This window comes from Polyangium jinanense, from assembly GCF_028435265.1.
Classification (GTDB): domain Bacteria; phylum Myxococcota_A; class Polyangia; order Polyangiales; family Polyangiaceae; genus Polyangium; species Polyangium jinanense.
In genome coordinates this window covers 47,166-61,446 of record NZ_JAGTJK010000054.1, presented here as the reverse complement: position 1 = coordinate 61,446, position 14,281 = coordinate 47,166, and the positions used below count along the sequence as shown (strand labels likewise).

At 68.9% G+C, this 14,281-nt stretch carries 12 protein-coding genes; 4 read left to right on the top strand and 8 right to left on the bottom strand.

The genetic code is table 11. From position 1 onward, the window contains the following. Positions 1 to 12 precede the first annotated feature (12 nt). The 3 genes from KEG38_RS45955 to KEG38_RS45945 form a co-directional block, all read right to left on the bottom strand. A complete protein-coding gene (locus KEG38_RS45955; RefSeq protein ID WP_272427120.1) occupies positions 13 to 2,316 on the bottom strand; it encodes a lamin tail domain-containing protein in 2,304 nt (767 codons plus the stop codon). Positions 2,317 to 2,442: 126 nt separating this feature from the next. Beyond that, a complete protein-coding gene (locus tag KEG38_RS45950) occupies positions 2,443 to 3,153 on the bottom strand; it encodes a hypothetical protein (RefSeq protein WP_272427118.1) in 711 nt (236 codons plus the stop codon). A gap of 130 nt (positions 3,154 to 3,283) precedes the next feature. Then, positions 3,284 to 4,492 (bottom strand): glycoside hydrolase family 113, encoded by a 1,209-nt coding sequence (locus KEG38_RS45945; protein WP_272427116.1) that lies wholly within the window; start codon positions 4,490 to 4,492, stop codon positions 3,284 to 3,286. 93 nt (positions 4,493 to 4,585) lie between these two features. On the opposite strand from KEG38_RS45945, the gene KEG38_RS45940 reads away from it, so the two are divergent. Beyond that, complete coding sequence (locus KEG38_RS45940; protein ID WP_272427115.1) at positions 4,586 to 6,217, top strand: DNA polymerase/3'-5' exonuclease PolX; 1,632 nt, start codon at positions 4,586 to 4,588, stop codon at positions 6,215 to 6,217. A 14-nt stretch (positions 6,218 to 6,231) separates the two neighbouring features. Here the strand turns inward: KEG38_RS45940 and KEG38_RS45935 are convergent, their stop codons facing one another. Next, complete coding sequence (locus KEG38_RS45935; protein WP_272427114.1) at positions 6,232 to 6,555, bottom strand: transcriptional regulator; 324 nt, start codon at positions 6,553 to 6,555, stop codon at positions 6,232 to 6,234. Between the two features lie 212 nt (positions 6,556 to 6,767). On the opposite strand from KEG38_RS45935, the gene fusA reads away from it, so the two are divergent. Then, complete coding sequence (gene fusA / locus KEG38_RS45930) at positions 6,768 to 8,879, top strand: elongation factor G (RefSeq protein WP_272427113.1); 2,112 nt, start codon at positions 6,768 to 6,770, stop codon at positions 8,877 to 8,879. Between the two features lie 68 nt (positions 8,880 to 8,947). After that, complete coding sequence (locus tag KEG38_RS45925; protein ID WP_272427112.1) at positions 8,948 to 9,916, top strand: potassium channel family protein; 969 nt, start codon at positions 8,948 to 8,950, stop codon at positions 9,914 to 9,916. 8 nt (positions 9,917 to 9,924) lie between these two features. On the opposite strand, the gene KEG38_RS45920 is transcribed toward KEG38_RS45925, so the two are convergent. The 3 genes from KEG38_RS45920 to KEG38_RS45910 all read right to left on the bottom strand — a co-directional run bounded on the left by KEG38_RS45920 (position 9,925) and on the right by KEG38_RS45910 (position 12,071). After that, a complete protein-coding gene (locus tag KEG38_RS45920; protein WP_272427110.1) occupies positions 9,925 to 10,653 on the bottom strand; it encodes an aquaporin in 729 nt (242 codons plus the stop codon). A 67-nt stretch (positions 10,654 to 10,720) separates the two neighbouring features. Beyond that, positions 10,721 to 11,494 carry a phosphocholine cytidylyltransferase family protein gene (locus KEG38_RS45915; RefSeq protein ID WP_272427108.1) on the bottom strand — a complete coding sequence of 258 codons (774 nt, stop codon included), beginning with the start codon at positions 11,492 to 11,494 and terminating at the stop codon, positions 10,721 to 10,723. Positions 11,495 to 11,606: 112 nt separating this feature from the next. Beyond that, complete coding sequence (locus tag KEG38_RS45910; RefSeq protein ID WP_272427106.1) at positions 11,607 to 12,071, bottom strand: hypothetical protein; 465 nt, start codon at positions 12,069 to 12,071, stop codon at positions 11,607 to 11,609. Between the two features lie 344 nt (positions 12,072 to 12,415). On the opposite strand from KEG38_RS45910, the gene KEG38_RS45905 reads away from it, so the two are divergent. Beyond that, positions 12,416 to 13,204, top strand: coding sequence for an acyl-CoA desaturase (locus KEG38_RS45905; protein ID WP_272427105.1), 789 nt, complete (start codon positions 12,416 to 12,418; stop codon positions 13,202 to 13,204). On the opposite strand, the gene KEG38_RS45900 is transcribed toward KEG38_RS45905, so the two are convergent. Beyond that, the gene (locus tag KEG38_RS45900; protein WP_272427103.1) at positions 13,185 to 14,276 is read right to left on the bottom strand and encodes a hypothetical protein; all 1,092 of its coding nucleotides are present in this window, start codon (positions 14,274 to 14,276) and stop codon (positions 13,185 to 13,187) included. The genes KEG38_RS45905 and KEG38_RS45900 overlap by 20 nt on opposite strands. Positions 14,277 to 14,281 lie beyond the last annotated feature (5 nt).

Genomic DNA, 14,281 nt, shown 5'->3' with positions numbered 1-14,281 from the left:
CCCGCGCGGATGTCACGGGCAGGCCATGACGTTGTTCGCCGCGCCGGGCGTGGGTTGCCCGACCTTGAACTTGTCGCCATTCTTGCGGCCGTCGCCGCAGCGCTGGATCGATTGCGTCTCCTGCGTGCCGCCCGAGCCTTCGCTCACCTGCGTGCGGCCCGGCGTGCCCGCGGGCCCGATGAGCACGTCGAGCAGGCCGGCGTCGGCCGTTTGCCCCGTGGAATACACGAGCACGTCGATGAGGCCGTTCGCCGTGACCGCCGTGCCCGAGGGGAACGACGCCGGAGCAGCCTGGTAAATCGCGATCGCGTCCTGGCCATTCTGGATCACGCTGGTCGAGCTGAAAGCGATGGCCGGCGCGGGCGTCATCCCCGGGCTGCCGACGAGCAGCATGCCATTCGCGTCCGTCGTGCCATTCAAACCCGTCACGGGCAGGTACGACACGTCGCCGTTGCCATTGTAGAGGACGAGCGTGTAGCCCGCGAGGCTCACGTTCGGCACGCCCGTCGTGATCTCGACGAACTCCGCGGCGTCCGTGCCCATCTGATCCGTGTCGAACTCGTTGATGATCAGGTGAATCACCGTCACCTGGAACGGCGCCGTGTCGCCGCTCGGCGCGGTGACGACGAGGTCCTGCAGCGCGATCGGCGTCGTGTCGGGCACGCTCGTGATCGTGATCTGCGTGTTGCTGTCGATCGTGAACGTCTGATCAACGCCGCCGATCTTCACCGCCGTCGCGCCCGTGAAGCCATTGCCCTTGACGACGAGCTTGCCGCCGTGCGCGATGACCTGGTAATCGACCGATGTCACGTTCTGGGCGAGGCAAGCCATGTTGCCCGCGCAATCCGTGTCGGCGCAGTCGACCAGGCCGTCGCAATCGTCGTCGACGAGGTCGGCGCAGGCCATTTCCATCGTCATGCCGCCCGGGCAGGCGCAGGCCATCGTCATGGCCTCGCAGACGAGGCCGTTCGCCCCGCACGACTTGCCGGCGCAATCGGTGTCGGCGCAGTCGGTCGCCATGTCGCCATCGTCGTCCATCATGTTGCCGCAGTTCTCCTGCGGCAAACACGCGGGAGCCGCGGCGCAGTCGGGATCGGCGCAATCGACCATCATGTCGCCGTCGTCGTCCTTCATGTTGTCGCAGGTCTCGACGCACTGAGGCGCCATCGCGCAATCCGGATCGGCGCAGTCGATGAGGTTGTCCGCGTCCTCGTCCAGCATGGCCGTATCGCAGACCTCAGCCGTCGCGACGTTCGCGGCGCCGGGCGTGATCTGCGTGGTCGCGCGCCAGTCGACGCTGTCGTCGCTCGTGTCCTGCCCGTTCGGGTAGCGGATCATCGAGCGGATCGGCGAGGCTGCGGCCTGGTTATCGAACGCGGTCGTCGCGGTGCCCGCGACCAGCGAGAACGTCTGGCCGCCGAGCATGACGGCCGTGACCTGGCCGTCCGGCGTGCCGTTCTCGTACGAGAGCCCGTCGAGCAGCGTGTTCGTCTTCGTATCGAACAGCGCGACCCCGTCCGGCGCGCCGTTCTGGATGTTGTCCATCGGATTCGGCAAGGACACGACGATTGCGGCCGGATCGATGTTCATCACGCCCGACGAAGCAATCACGACGTATCCGCCGGCGGCGAGCATGCCGGAGAGCTTGAACGGGGTGCCATAAACGACGTCCGCGCCGCCCGCGCCCGTGCCATTGACGAGCAAGACCTCGACGCCGTCGAGCATCACGTCGCCTCCGGCATTGTAGATCTCGATGAACTCGGCCGTATCGGCGTTCGCCTGGTCGTAATCGATCTCGTTGATGACGAGCTTGCCGCACGCGGGCGCCATCGCGCAGTCGGCGTCGGCGCAATCGATGTCGCCGTCGTTGTCCTCGTCTCCGCCGCCCGCGCAGAGCTCGGTACACGCCGCCGCGCAGTCGGCGTCGTCGCAGTCGATGTCGCCGTCGCCGTCGTCGTCCGTCGTGTTGTCGCAGACCTCGGCCGGATTTCCTCCGCCGACCCCGCCCGCGCCGCCCTGGCCGCCGGCACCACCTGCGCCGCCCTGACCGCCTGCGCCGCCCTGGCCGCCGGCTCCACCAGCGCCGCCCTGGCCGCCCGCGCCGCCGATGCCGCCCGCGCCGCCCTGGCCGCCGGCCCCGCCGACGCCGCCCGCGCCGCCCTGGCCGCCGACGCCGCCCTGGCCGCCCTCGCCGCCGTTGCCGCCCGTGCTCGACGACGAGGTCGTCGTGTTTTGCGACGGTTCGTCGCTACAACCGGCGGCGCCCACGGCGAGCGCCGCGAGGACCCCCGCCACCGAAAGGGATCGAAGCTTCATGGAACAACTCCTCATCGATGTCGCACGTCCGGGATGGGCCCTACCAGGCGTGCGGAGCGGATGAAAGAGGCTTTTCGGGAGACGAGGGTTGTTCGGGGGAAACGCCGCAGGTGATCGTCGGGACGATTACGGGCAGTTGATCTTCGTGCAACCCACGAGACCATCGTCGCTACACGTGCACGTGTTGCAACCGTCACTCGCCTGCCACGAATCTCCGGGTTGGTAGGTTTGCCCGTTGTAAGTGCACGCGATGCAGGCCTTCTCGGTGCACGCGACCGCGCCGTCGGCCATGCAGGAGCACGTATTGCAGCCGTCCGTCGAGGGGAACGAGTCGCCGGTCTGGTAGGTTTGTCCGCCGTACTCGCAGGGTAGGCAGGCCTTTTCGGTGCAGGCGACGGAGCCGTCGTCCGTGCACGTGCACGTATTGCACCCGTCGCTCGAAGGGAACGAGTCGCCGGGGTTGTAGCCGATGCCGTCGACGATGCACGCGGGCTCGGCGCAGCCCATCTCGGTGCACGCGACCGTGCCGTCGGCCGTGCACGTGCACGTATTGCAGCCGTCGTCCGCGGGGAAGGTATCACCCTCGTTGAAGACCTTGCCGTTGTGGGTGCAGCTCGTGACGCACGCCAATCGCGTGCACGAGGTCGAGCCGTCGGCGAGGCAGGTGCACGTGTTGCAGCCGCCGGCCGGCGTGAATTCTTCGCCGACGGAGAATTGCTTCCCGTCGACCTCGCAGGCGCCGCCGCCGGCGCCGAAGAAGAGGCAGCCCGTGGCCGTGACCGAGAGCGCCGCGAACGTGAAGGCCGAAAAGCAGTAAGAAAAGGTTCGTCGGATCATGTGGACTCCTGTGCCAGCATGAGCCAGGCCCGAGGGGCTGGCCGATCAGCGACGAGCCAAGGAAGAACCGTGCCAGCGGCTTGCCAGATTTCGTCGGACGTCCAAAAGCCGGACATCCAAAGGATGGACCTCAAAAGAGAGGCGGCGAGAGCTCCCAGCCGAGGAAGCCCGGCGTGCGGGCGCGGTGCCTACCCAGGTTGTCGCCCCTGATCGCGGGGCCATCCGCCGCCCAGCGCGCCGTGAAGGCGTCGCGGAGCACGAGCTCGGCGAGCTTGCCGCGCGGGGAGAAGCCCCACTCGGCCTCCTGCGAGACGTCGTCCGGGTCGGCGTAATACCGCCACACGAAGAAGCCCGCGCACGAGCGGCTGTCGAGCAGCGGCGCGATGAGCGCCTCGTACGCGAGGGCCTGGGCCTCCTCGTCGATCGTCACGTCCTTCATCCCGTCGGGCCATTCCCAGGGCCGGATCGCCGGATCCTTGCGGGTCGTGTAGCCGATTTCGGTGAGCACCACGGGACGGCCCCACATCGCCGCGAGCCGCTCGATCCCCTCGGCGACCTTGCGGCCGCCCGCGAAGAGCTCCTCGCGTCCCGCGCCGTCCTTGTCGGCGAGCGGGTAGAACGCGTTGATGCCGACGAGGTCGAGCTCGCCGAAGATGAGCGTGTCCTCGGCGTCGTCCCAGTTCGCCGAGTAGGTGAGCAGGCCCGGGTAGACGCGGCGGACCTCCTGGATGATCGGGTAAAACAGCGCGGCGCGGCCCGTCGTGACGAAGCTGCGGAGCTCGACGCCGACGCTGAGCATCTCGGCGCCGCCCTCGGCCGCGATCTCGGCCCAGGTGAGCAGGAAGTGCTTGTACGCCGCGGCCCAGCGCTCCCAGGCCGCGTCGTCGCCCGGATCGATGAGCGCGCGCCAGCCGCCGGTCTCGACCCAGAGGTGCGGCACGAGGAAGACCTTGAGGCCACGCGCGTGCGCCTGCGCCATCGCGTGAAGGACGTTCGCGCGGTTCTCCTCGAACGGCGCCTCGAAGGTGAGGTCGATCCCGTTCGGTTTCAGGTCCCAGACGCGGCCGAACGGCGTGAGGCTGATCCATGTGGATCCGAGCGCCTTGGCCTCGTCCATCGCGCGTCCGCTCGCCGGGCTGCCGTAGCCCTTGCCGGCGTGGCGGAGGCTCTCGATGGGGCCGATGGTAATCCCGCGGATGCCGCCGCGCGACGCGTCGGCCCAGGCCGTGGGGCCGTGAAGAGCGGCGCCACGCGGAGCGGCGACGGGCGCGGCCGAAGCCATGGCGGGGGCGGCAGCGGCCAGGACGAACAGGCTTGCTGCGGCGAAGGGAGTCCTCACGGTTCGGCGAGGGGATATAGCGCGAGAAACCCGACGTGTGGTTTGCTTTTCGCCGTCTGGTCTGGCGCGAGCAGGCGAGCGAAGAGGAAGAACATGGACAACGAAACCATCGGGAGCACGCTGGATCAGGTTGCTGATCTCCTGGAGATCGAGGGCGCGAGCGTGTTCCGCGTACGCGCGTACCGAGGCGCCGCGCGCACGGTCTCCGCGCTCGCCTCGCCCGTGAGCACGCTCCCGGACAAGGGGCCGGGCTCGCTGGAGGAGCTGCCGGGCATCGGCAAGGATCTCGCCGGCAAGATCCGCGAGCTCGCGGAGACGGGGGAGCTCGCGCTTTTGCACGAGCTGAAGTCACGCACGCCGGAGAGTTTGATCCACCTGCTCGAGCTGCCCGGGCTCGGGCCGAAGCGCGCGAAGGCGATCCACGAGGGGCTCGGGATCGACACGATCGAGGAGCTCGAAAAGGCCGCGCGCGAAGGAAGGTTGCGCGCGCTGAAGGGCGTCGGGCCGAAGCTCGAAGCGCAGATCCTGGAAGGCATCGCGGCGCGCGCGGCGCGCGGGAAGCGGATCTCGCTCGCGGAGGCGGAGGCGCAGGTCGAGCCGATCGTGGCGCGGCTGCGCGAGGTCGTGGGCGTCTCGCAGATCGAGGTCGCGGGGAGCTATCGCAGGCGCAGGGACAACGTGGGCGACGTGGACATCCTCGTCGCGGCGGATGCGAGCGTCGCGATCGGGAAGAAGCTCATCTCGGATCCCGCGACGGACAAGGTGCTCGCGGACGGCGACACGAAGACGAGCGTGCTCTTGAAGAGCGGGCTGCAGGTCGATCTGCGTGTGGTGCCTGCGTCGTCGTTCGGCGCGGCGATGCACTACTTCACGGGGTCGAAGGCGCACAACATCGCGATCCGCACGCTCGGCGTTCGCCGGAAGCTCAAGATCAGCGAGTGGGGCGTGTTCCAGGAGGACAAACGCCTCTCGGGCGAGCGCGAGGAGGACGTGTTCGCCTCGGTGGGGCTCGCCTGGGTGCCGCCCGAGCTGCGCGAGGATCGCGGCGAGATCGACGCGGCGCGGGAAGGAAAGCTGCCGAAGCTCGTGGAGCGCGCGGACCTGCGTGGCGACTTCGTGGGGGGGAATCTCGACGCAGACGGCATCGCGGCGATCGCGTCGGCATGCGCTGCGAAGGGCGCGGCGTGGCTCGTGGTGCTCGGCGCGACGCGACACGACGTCGAGCGCGCGCAGAAGCACGCGGGCAAGGTGAAGCTCTTCGCCGGCGCGGTGGTGCCCATCGGCGCGGATGGTTCGATCGGGACGAGCGAGGATGTCGACGTCGTGATCGGGGAGATCCACGCGGCCGACCTCGACGAAAAATCGCTCACGCAAGCGCTCGTCGCCGCGGCGAAGTCGGGGCGCATCCACGTGCTCGCGCGTCCGTCGAACGGGGGCAAACCCAAGCAGTTCGACGTGGAGGCGGTGGCGAAGGTTTGCCGCGAGCACGGCGTGCTCCTCGGGCTCGACGCGCGCCCCGCGTTCCTCGCGGGCGCCGATGGCTACGCGCGGGCCGTCAAGGACACGGGTGCGCGCATCGCCATCACGAGCCGCGCGGCGAACGCCGACGAAGCCGCGCACATCCGCTTCGGCTTCGATCAAGCCCGGCGCGGCTGGTGCGAGGCCAAGGACGTCGCGAACACGCTCTCGGCCGAGGCGTTCGAGACGCTCCTCGCGCGCCGCTGATCAAGCCCCGAGCATCACATCGGCGCGTCCGGCGGCAATCCGGCGGCCCAGACGAACACCTCGTCCACGACCTGAGCCACGAGAGCGATCAGCACGGTCACGACGACGCCGAGCACGAGGCCCACGAGCCCGTGCAGGCGCCCTTTTCCGCGCCGCGTCACCCAGCCCCAGGCCGGCATGCAGAGCGGCCCGTACCATAGGAGCGCCGCCCCCCAGGTCGCCGCGTTCCAGGCGTGCTCCCGCTGCTCTTCGGACAGGCGGCTCTTGTCCCAGCGCTGAAGCGCGTAGGTCAGAGCGATCCCGAGGGCGAACTGAAGGGCAAAACGAGCGACCTGCATGCGATGACGCGCGTGACGCGGATGCTACCCGAGCCCGCTCCCGTCTGGGGCGGTCTGCGAGGGACTCGCCCGCGCTGCCGTCCTCCCGCGGGCTCCGCGCGCAAACCGCAGAGCTTCGAACCCAATCCCCCTGGCAAGGGCGACCGAACAGGCGTAGAGGGGAGATCCGCCCTGCGACAAGGGGAGCGCGAGGGCGTGGACAGGAACCGACCATGACGACGACCGCGCCCAGCGACATTCGCAACGTTGCTCTGATCGGCCACAAAGGAGCCGGCAAGACGTCGCTCGCCGAGGCCATGCTCTTCGTGGCGAAGGCGACGCCCAAGCTCGGCAAAGTGGACGACAAGTCGAGCATTCTCGACGACTCGGCCGAGGAGAAGGACCACGCCTGCTCGCTCGAAGCGAGCGTTGCCTACCTGAACTGGAACGGCAAAAAGGTGAACGTCGTGGACACGCCGGGCGAGGGCAGCTTCCTCGCCGAAACGCGTCTCGCGCTCGGCGCGGTGGACGCGGCGGTCCTCGTCGTGAGCGGCAAGGACGGCGTGCAGCCGATCACCGAGCGCGTCTTCGGTTGGGCGCGCGCGCAAGGCCTGCCGGTGATCGTCGTCGTCACCAAGGTCGACGCGGAAAACGCGCGGCCCGACGACGTCGTCGCCGAGATCAAGGCGCGCCTCAAGGCGCCTCTCGCCGTGATGGAGCATCACGTTGGCGAGGGCCTCGACTACCAGGGCATCATCACGCTGCGCACGAAGAAGGCGTGGATCGGCAAGCCCGAGGCGCCGAACGCGATCGCAGCGAGCGCGGTGCCGGCCGACCTCGCGAGCGTGCTCGATACGGGCCGCGGAAGGCTCGTCGACGACGTCGCCGGGACGACCGACGAGCTCACCGAGAAGTACCTGACCGAAGGTGATCTCACGCAGGAGGAGCTCGATCAGGGCCTGCGCGACGCCGTGCGCGAGGGCAAGGTCGTCCCCGTGTACTTCGCGTCGGGCACGCGCCCGAGCGGCATCGCGGCGTTGCTCGACGGCATCGTGGAGCTCATCCCGCCGCCCACCGCGCACCCGACGTGGAAGGGCACGGTGCCCGGCGGCAAGGTCGGCGTGGCGCCGGCTGCAGCCGAGCGTCCGAGCTCGACCGACGCGCCGACCGCGGTGTTCGTCTTCAAGACCTCGATCGATCCGCACGCGGGCCGCACCTCGTTCGCGCGTGTCCTCTCGGGCACGCTGAAGCCCGACAGCTCGCTCTTGAACGCATCGACGGGCAACGCCGAGCGCGTCGGCAAGATCTTCAACATCGTCGGCAAGGACGCGAAGGCCGTCGAAGAGGCGAAGGCCGGCGACATCGTCGCGCTCGCGAAGCTCAAGTCGACGCTGAGCGGCCAGACGCTGTCCGATGAGAAGCACGCGTTCCAGTTCACGGCGCCGGAGCTTCCGCCGGCCCTGTTCTCACGCGGCGTGAAGTTCGAGGGCAAGGGCGCCGAGGACAAGGTGAGCACGGCGCTCTACAAGCTCACCGAGGAGGATCCGGGCCTCACGGTGTCGATCGAGGAGACGACGCGCGAGCTCGTGGTGTCGGGCCTCGGCTCGTTGCACCTCGAGATCACGGTCGAGCGCATCCGTCGCCGCGTGGGCATCGATGCGCGTCTCGGCGCGCCGCACATCGCCTACAAGGAGACGATCACGAAGCGCGTCGCGGGGGTCGAGGGCAAACACAAGAAGCAGACCGGCGGCCACGGCCAGTTCGGCGTTTGCTACATCGACATGGAGCCCATGCCGCGTGGCGGCGGGTTCGTCTTCGAGGACGCGGTCGTCGGCGGCGCGATCCCGCGGCAGTTCATTCCCTCGGTTGAGAAGGGCGTCGTGAAGTCGATGGCGAAGGGCTTCCTCGCCGGCTTCCCGCTGGTCGACCTGAAGGTGCGCCTCTACGACGGCAAGTACCACGACGTCGACTCGTCCGACGCGGCCTTCCAGATGGCCGGCAGCAAGGCCTTCAAGGCCGCCGCCGCGCAGGCGGGCGCGGTGCTGCTCGAGCCGGTCGTGAAGCTGCAGGTCGTCGCGCCGAGCGTGGCGACGGGTGACGTCATCGGCGACATCAACAGCCGCCGCGGCCGCATCCTCGGCACGGACACGATCGAGGATCAGACGATCGTGAACGCGTACGTCCCGCTCTCCGAGGTGCTCGAGTACGAGTCGAAGCTGAAGAGCATGACGCAGGGCAAGGGCACGTTCTCGATGAGCGTCGACCACCTCGCGATCTGCCCGCCGATGGTCCAGGACAAGGTCATCAAGGACAGCGGCTTCAAGGTCACGGAAGAGGAAGACTGATCTCGAAGCGCCGTCGCTTCCGATCGGTAAGGCTCCGCATCGCCGCCGCAGGCTACGTCCTGCGGCGCATGGGGCCGCCCCTCCTCTACGCCGCCCTCTACCTCATCGTCGCGACACTCGTCCTGCGCTGGGATCTCCGGCGCGGCGGCGAGCCTCTGCCCGACTTCACCGAGACCGTCTGGTCGCTCTGGACGTTGCTCGTCTTCGAGCCGACCGAGCCTTTTCCTCACACGCCCGTCGCGCGCGCCGTCTTCTGGTTGACCCCGCTCGCGGGCCTCTTCCTGCTCGCGCAGGGCGTCTTCAAGATCGGCGCGTCGCTCTTCGACCTCGCGACGCGGCGGGAGGTGTGGACCTCGATCATGACCGACATGATGAACGGGCACGTCGTGGTGTGCGGCGTCGGGCACGTGGGCTACCGCGTGATCGAGGAGCTCTGCATCCTCGGCGAGGACGTGGTGGCGATCGAGCAGAACGACGCGAAAGGCTTCCTCGAAGAGGTGCGCGAGAAGGGCGTGCCCGTGCACATCGGCGACGCGCGTCGCGACGAGCTGCTCGAGAAGGTCGGCGCCAAGCGCGCGAAGGCCGTCGTGTGCGCGACGAGCGACGACCTCGCGAACCTGGAGATCGCGCTCGACGCGAAGCGCATGAACCCGAGCGTGCGCGTGGTGATGCGCATGTTCGATCAGCGGCTCGCGGGGAAGGTCGGCGGCGCGCTCGGGCTCGATCAGTCGTTCTCGACGAGCGCGCTCTCCGCGCCGCTCATCGCGATTCAGGCGACGTACGAGGGCGTGCACGCCGCCTACCGCATCGACGACGTCGTGCGCGTGACGGCCGAGGTGAAGGTCGGCGCGTCACACGCCGAGGCGACGGTGATGGATCTCGAAGAGCGGTTGCCCTGCCGTGTCGTGAGCCGCCGGAAGAATCCCGACGAAAGCTTTGCACCCGTACGACCGCGCGACGTCATCCGCGGCGGCGACACGCTCGTGGTCGACACGGCCGCCGTCGATCTGCCGGCGGTCCGCTTCCAGCTCGGCTGAAGGACGGATCAGCGCGCTCGCTCGGCTCTTGCCCGAGCACCTTCGCCCGATGTTTCGGGCGCAAACAAAACCCGGAGCGCCATCGCCGCGATCGCACCCCCCACGATCGGCCCGAGCACGAACACCCAGAGCTGATCGAGCGCGACCCCGCCCGCGCAGAGCGCCGCGCCGAGCGCGCGCGCTGGATGCGCCGGCAAGCCCGTGACGGGCATGCCCACGAGGTGCACGAGCGTCATGCCCGCACCACCCGCCGCCGCTGGCAACGCATGCTGCACGGCCGGCCGCGCGTGGTGCGTCGCGCCGAGAAGCACGAACGCGAGGATCGCCGAGAGCCCGATCTCCGCGGCGAGCGCGGCGTTCGCGCCGTAGAACCCGGGCGAGTGCCGCCCGAACCCGCCGGAGAGCGCCTCGAGCACGCCCGGCGCCCCGCCCGGTCGGCCGCGTGCGATCGTCACGGCGAGCCCAACACCCGCTGTCGCGCCCGCGACCTGCGCCGCGACGTACGGCAGCACCTCACGCGCTCGCATCCGCCCGGCGAGCGCGGCCGCCACCGTGACGGCCGGGTTCAGGTGCGCCCCGCTCACCGGCCCGAGCGCGAGCGCGGCCGCGGCGAACGCGATCCCGAACGCGAGGGCGATCCCGATCGTCCCGAGCGCCGCCCCGCCCACGGCTGCCGCCCCGCACCCCGCGAAGACCACGATGAACGTTCCCACGCCCTCGGCCCAAGCTCGCCGCACCTCGCGCCTCCTTCCTGCCCCGAAGCGTAACCCAGGGCCGGGCCGGAGTTCCCCGCGCGCCGCGATTTCAGCCGTCCGTCCGGCCTCCGCTCCACCACGACGCGGCGAGCGAAGCATCCTCGACGGTATCGATCTCCATGTATCCGCCGAACGTGTCCACGCGGTGCATCGCCTCGCCCCGCTCCAGCATGTGCTGCAAGAGGTCGATCAGGTACGCCTTCTCGAACGTGCGCCCCTCCCGGAACACGCCCTCCGGGTGCGCGGCCTTCGCCTCGTCGTAGGCGCGCACGAACCGCCCCGCTCCTTCGGCCGACAGCTTCATCACCCCGATGAACTCGCCCGCCGCCTGCTCCGACACGATCCGCCGGGAGAGCTCCACGACGCGCCGGTCGTCGGCCCGCATCTTCTCCGCGTCGGTCTCCGGGTGCTGCGAGCGGCCCAGGTAGCGCCTCCGCCAGTCCGTGTCGCAGGCGAGCGTGATGTCCCAGGGCGCGCGCACGAGGTCCCGGGCGATCTCGGGGCGGTAGACGATGTCCGCGTACGTGGACACGAAGCCCTCGGCGAGGTGCTCGCGGGCGCAGAGCAGCGAGGCCAGGATGTTGTTGTGCTCCCAGCGCGTGTTCTCGACGTAGGTCAGGTCGGGGTAACGCGCCTTTATGACCTCGGCCTTGTAGCCGCAGATGAAGATGATGTCCTTGCGGGAGAAGCCGCCGGCGGCGAGCGCCTCGAGGATGCCGTCGAGCATCGGGCGTCCGAGGACGGGGACCAGGGTCTTCGGGATCTCTTCGGTCATGTGGCGGAGCCGGCTGCCGCGGCCCGCGCCGATGATGATGGCCTTCACGGGCCGGCTCGTTAGCACGCCTTCGGGCCGGCGTCCTTGGCGCACAAAAGGCCGCGAGCGGCCCCGGAGAACCGGAGGCCGCTCGCTTCCAGAACGGTCGTGCTCGTTCGGATCAGTTACCCGAGCAAGCTCCGAACTCTGCGCCGCAGCCCGCGGCGGAGTCGAGAATGCAGGTCTGGCATTCCCCGCTCGGATCGGCCGTGCCGCCGCAGTAGTCCTTGCACGGCTCCTGGCACGCGCCCATGTCGGAGCACGTGCAGTCGTAGAGCGCCGTGTAGATGTCCTTGACATCCTCACACACCGTCATGCCGGCGCACAGCTCGACCGTCACGAACTCGGCGCACGTGTAGCATTCCATGCCCGACGCCGGCTTCTCGCACGGCGTTCCGCCGCCCGCGCCGCCCGTGCCGCCCATGCCGCCCGCGCCGCCGCCCGAGCCGCCGTTGCCGCCGACGCCCGGACCGGCGCCGCCATCACCGCCGGCGCCGCCGGCGCCGGTGTTGTCGACGACCACACACGCCGTCGTCAACGCCATACAAGCCACTGCACCAAGCATCGCAAAGAATCGGATCTTCATTCGAGTTCCTCCCAGGTAAGCACCCGAGTTCGACAAGGACGTGCCGAGGCTAGCAGAGCTCTCCGCCGGGGCCAACCGGGGGCAAGGGCCCCACGACGGGGCCGAGCGAAGCATCGGAAGCAAGCAAGCCTCCGCGCGCGAACGGGCTCGGGTCCCCGATCGCCGCTTGGCCAAATGGCTTGGACGAGGGTGCTCGGGACGCATTCAACGCTTGAAACATGATCACGACGCGGAGCCGGGCCGAGGTGGTTTCCGTGCTTCCCACCGGCGCGCTGTCTCTGGACCGACCGAAAGATGACCCAGCCGTGACGGAGCGCGCGCCCCGCCTCGCCTACCACGGAGGCATGGCAATCGCGCTGTTCTTCGTCGGGCACTGGACGTTGTCCATATTCTGCCAGACGTTTTTCCTGCACCGCTATGCCTCCCACCGCATGTTCACGATGAGCAAGGGCTGGGAGCGCTTCTTTTATCTGCTCACGTTCATCGCGCAGGGCTCCTCGTACCTCGTCCCGCGAGCTTATGCGATCCTGCACCGGCATCACCACGCCTACAGCGACACCGAGCGGGATCCGCATTCACCACGCCATACCGGCAATCCGTTCGCGATGATGTGGGGGACGAGGACGCGTTATCACGACCTCGCTTATCGCATCGAGACGCCCGAGCCGAAGTTCGACGGCGGATATCCCGAGTGGGACCTCGTCGACCGCATCGGCGGCGATTGGCCGGGCCGGCTCGCCTGGGGCACGGCGTACGTCGTTTTTTATCTCGTGTTCGCGACCGCCTGGTGGCAATTCTTGCTCTTGCCCGCGCACTTCCTGATGGGCGTCATTCACGGCGCGATCGTGAACTGGTGCGGTCACCGGTATGGATACCGGAATTTCGATAGCAAGGACGACTCGCGCAATACGCTGCCGTTCGATTTCGTGACGATGGGCGAGCTCTTCCAGAACAACCACCACCGTTTCGGCCAGGCGCCGAACTTCGCCGTGCGCGCCTGGGAGCTCGACCCGACGTGGCACGTCATCCGCTTGCTCGCCTTCCTGAAGATCATCGACCTCGGCGAGCACCTCCAGGTCGGCCGTTATGAGCCGACCCCGGAGGTTTCGCCCGTCATCGATACAGCGACGTGAATGCGTCGCGCAGGTTCTCCGGCGAAAGCGCGTCCTTTCGCCGGTGGAACTCGGGCAGGGCCGCTTGATAGGCCTCGTCGAGGCGGAAGATCGTGCTCTGGAAGTCCGGCGCGAAGATCGGCGCGGTCGCCGCCCCGAGCTCGAGCACATCCTGGTATTGCCCGCGCTCTTTCAGGATCTGCGCCGACAGGCCGTACATGAGCAATCCGCCGGGGATCGCGCCGAGCGCCGTCGTGGCCACGGCCGGATAACAGAGCCGCACCGTTCGCGCCCCGAACCGATCGTGAATCTCCTGCATCGTCTGGCGCTGAAGCTTCTTCGCCCCCGCGAGCGGGCCCATCGCATAAACCGGATCGTCGGGCTCGAAATCGTAATCGCAGAACGCGACCACGCTCTCGCCCTTCGCGACGAGGCCCGCCGCCGCGAGCGGCTCGGCCCAGAGGAGCGACGAGGTGCCCATGAACCGGTTCGTCCGGTCGATGTCCGTGTCCGTCGCGACCTCGACCTCCACGAGCCCGACACGCCGGATGTTCTCCGGTCGGCTGAAATCCGGGACCTGCAGGATCGGATCGAACGCGACGTCGATGTCCTTCACGTTCGTCGGTCCATGCTCGACGTACCGCTTCGTCGCGCCCGCCGCGATGCCGTTGACGAGGTGGACCGCGCGGTAGTTGCCCTTGAGCGCCGCGACGACCTCCTCCACGGTCTCGGGCTTCGTCGCGTCCGCGTTCCAGAAGCGCGCCGTGAGCCCCTCGGCCGTCGCCGCTTCGACGAGCGCCGCGACATGGTGGCCGCCGATCTGCATCTTCTCGCTGTCGTAGTGCACGCCGAAGACGGCCGCGCGCTCGCCGAAGAGGAGCTGCACCGCGAGCGCCCGCGTGATGCCGTTCGAGCCGCCGAGGATGACGACGGCCGTGTCCTTCGCGAGGTTCGCGCCACGCGGCTTGATCATGGCTCGCTGCGCGGCGAAGAGCTCGCGCGCGACGCGAGGGCCATCCTGGGCCAGCGCTTGGACGATGGCGCGGCGATCGGTGCCGCCGAGCGGGAGCTTGCGGAAGACCTCGAGTTCCATGTCCG

Excerpts from the sequence above, each read along its gene's own strand:
- KEG38_RS45955 (WP_272427120.1), bottom strand. The coding sequence starts at position 2,316 with ATGAAGCTTCGATCCCTTTCGGTGGCGGGGGTCCTCGCGGCGCTCGCC.
- KEG38_RS45950 (WP_272427118.1), bottom strand. The coding sequence starts at position 3,153 with ATGATCCGACGAACCTTTTCTTACTGCTTTTCGGCCTTCACGTTCGCG.
- KEG38_RS45940 (WP_272427115.1), top strand. The coding sequence starts at position 4,586 with ATGGACAACGAAACCATCGGGAGCACGCTGGATCAGGTTGCTGATCTC.
- KEG38_RS45935 (WP_272427114.1), bottom strand. The coding sequence starts at position 6,555 with ATGCAGGTCGCTCGTTTTGCCCTTCAGTTCGCCCTCGGGATCGCTCTG.
- fusA (WP_272427113.1), top strand. The coding sequence starts at position 6,768 with ATGACGACGACCGCGCCCAGCGACATTCGCAACGTTGCTCTGATCGGC.
- KEG38_RS45925 (WP_272427112.1), top strand. The coding sequence starts at position 8,948 with ATGGGGCCGCCCCTCCTCTACGCCGCCCTCTACCTCATCGTCGCGACA.
- KEG38_RS45910 (WP_272427106.1), bottom strand. The coding sequence starts at position 12,071 with ATGAAGATCCGATTCTTTGCGATGCTTGGTGCAGTGGCTTGTATGGCG.
- KEG38_RS45905 (WP_272427105.1), top strand. The coding sequence starts at position 12,416 with ATGGCAATCGCGCTGTTCTTCGTCGGGCACTGGACGTTGTCCATATTC.
- KEG38_RS45900 (WP_272427103.1), bottom strand. The coding sequence starts at position 14,276 with ATGGAACTCGAGGTCTTCCGCAAGCTCCCGCTCGGCGGCACCGATCGC.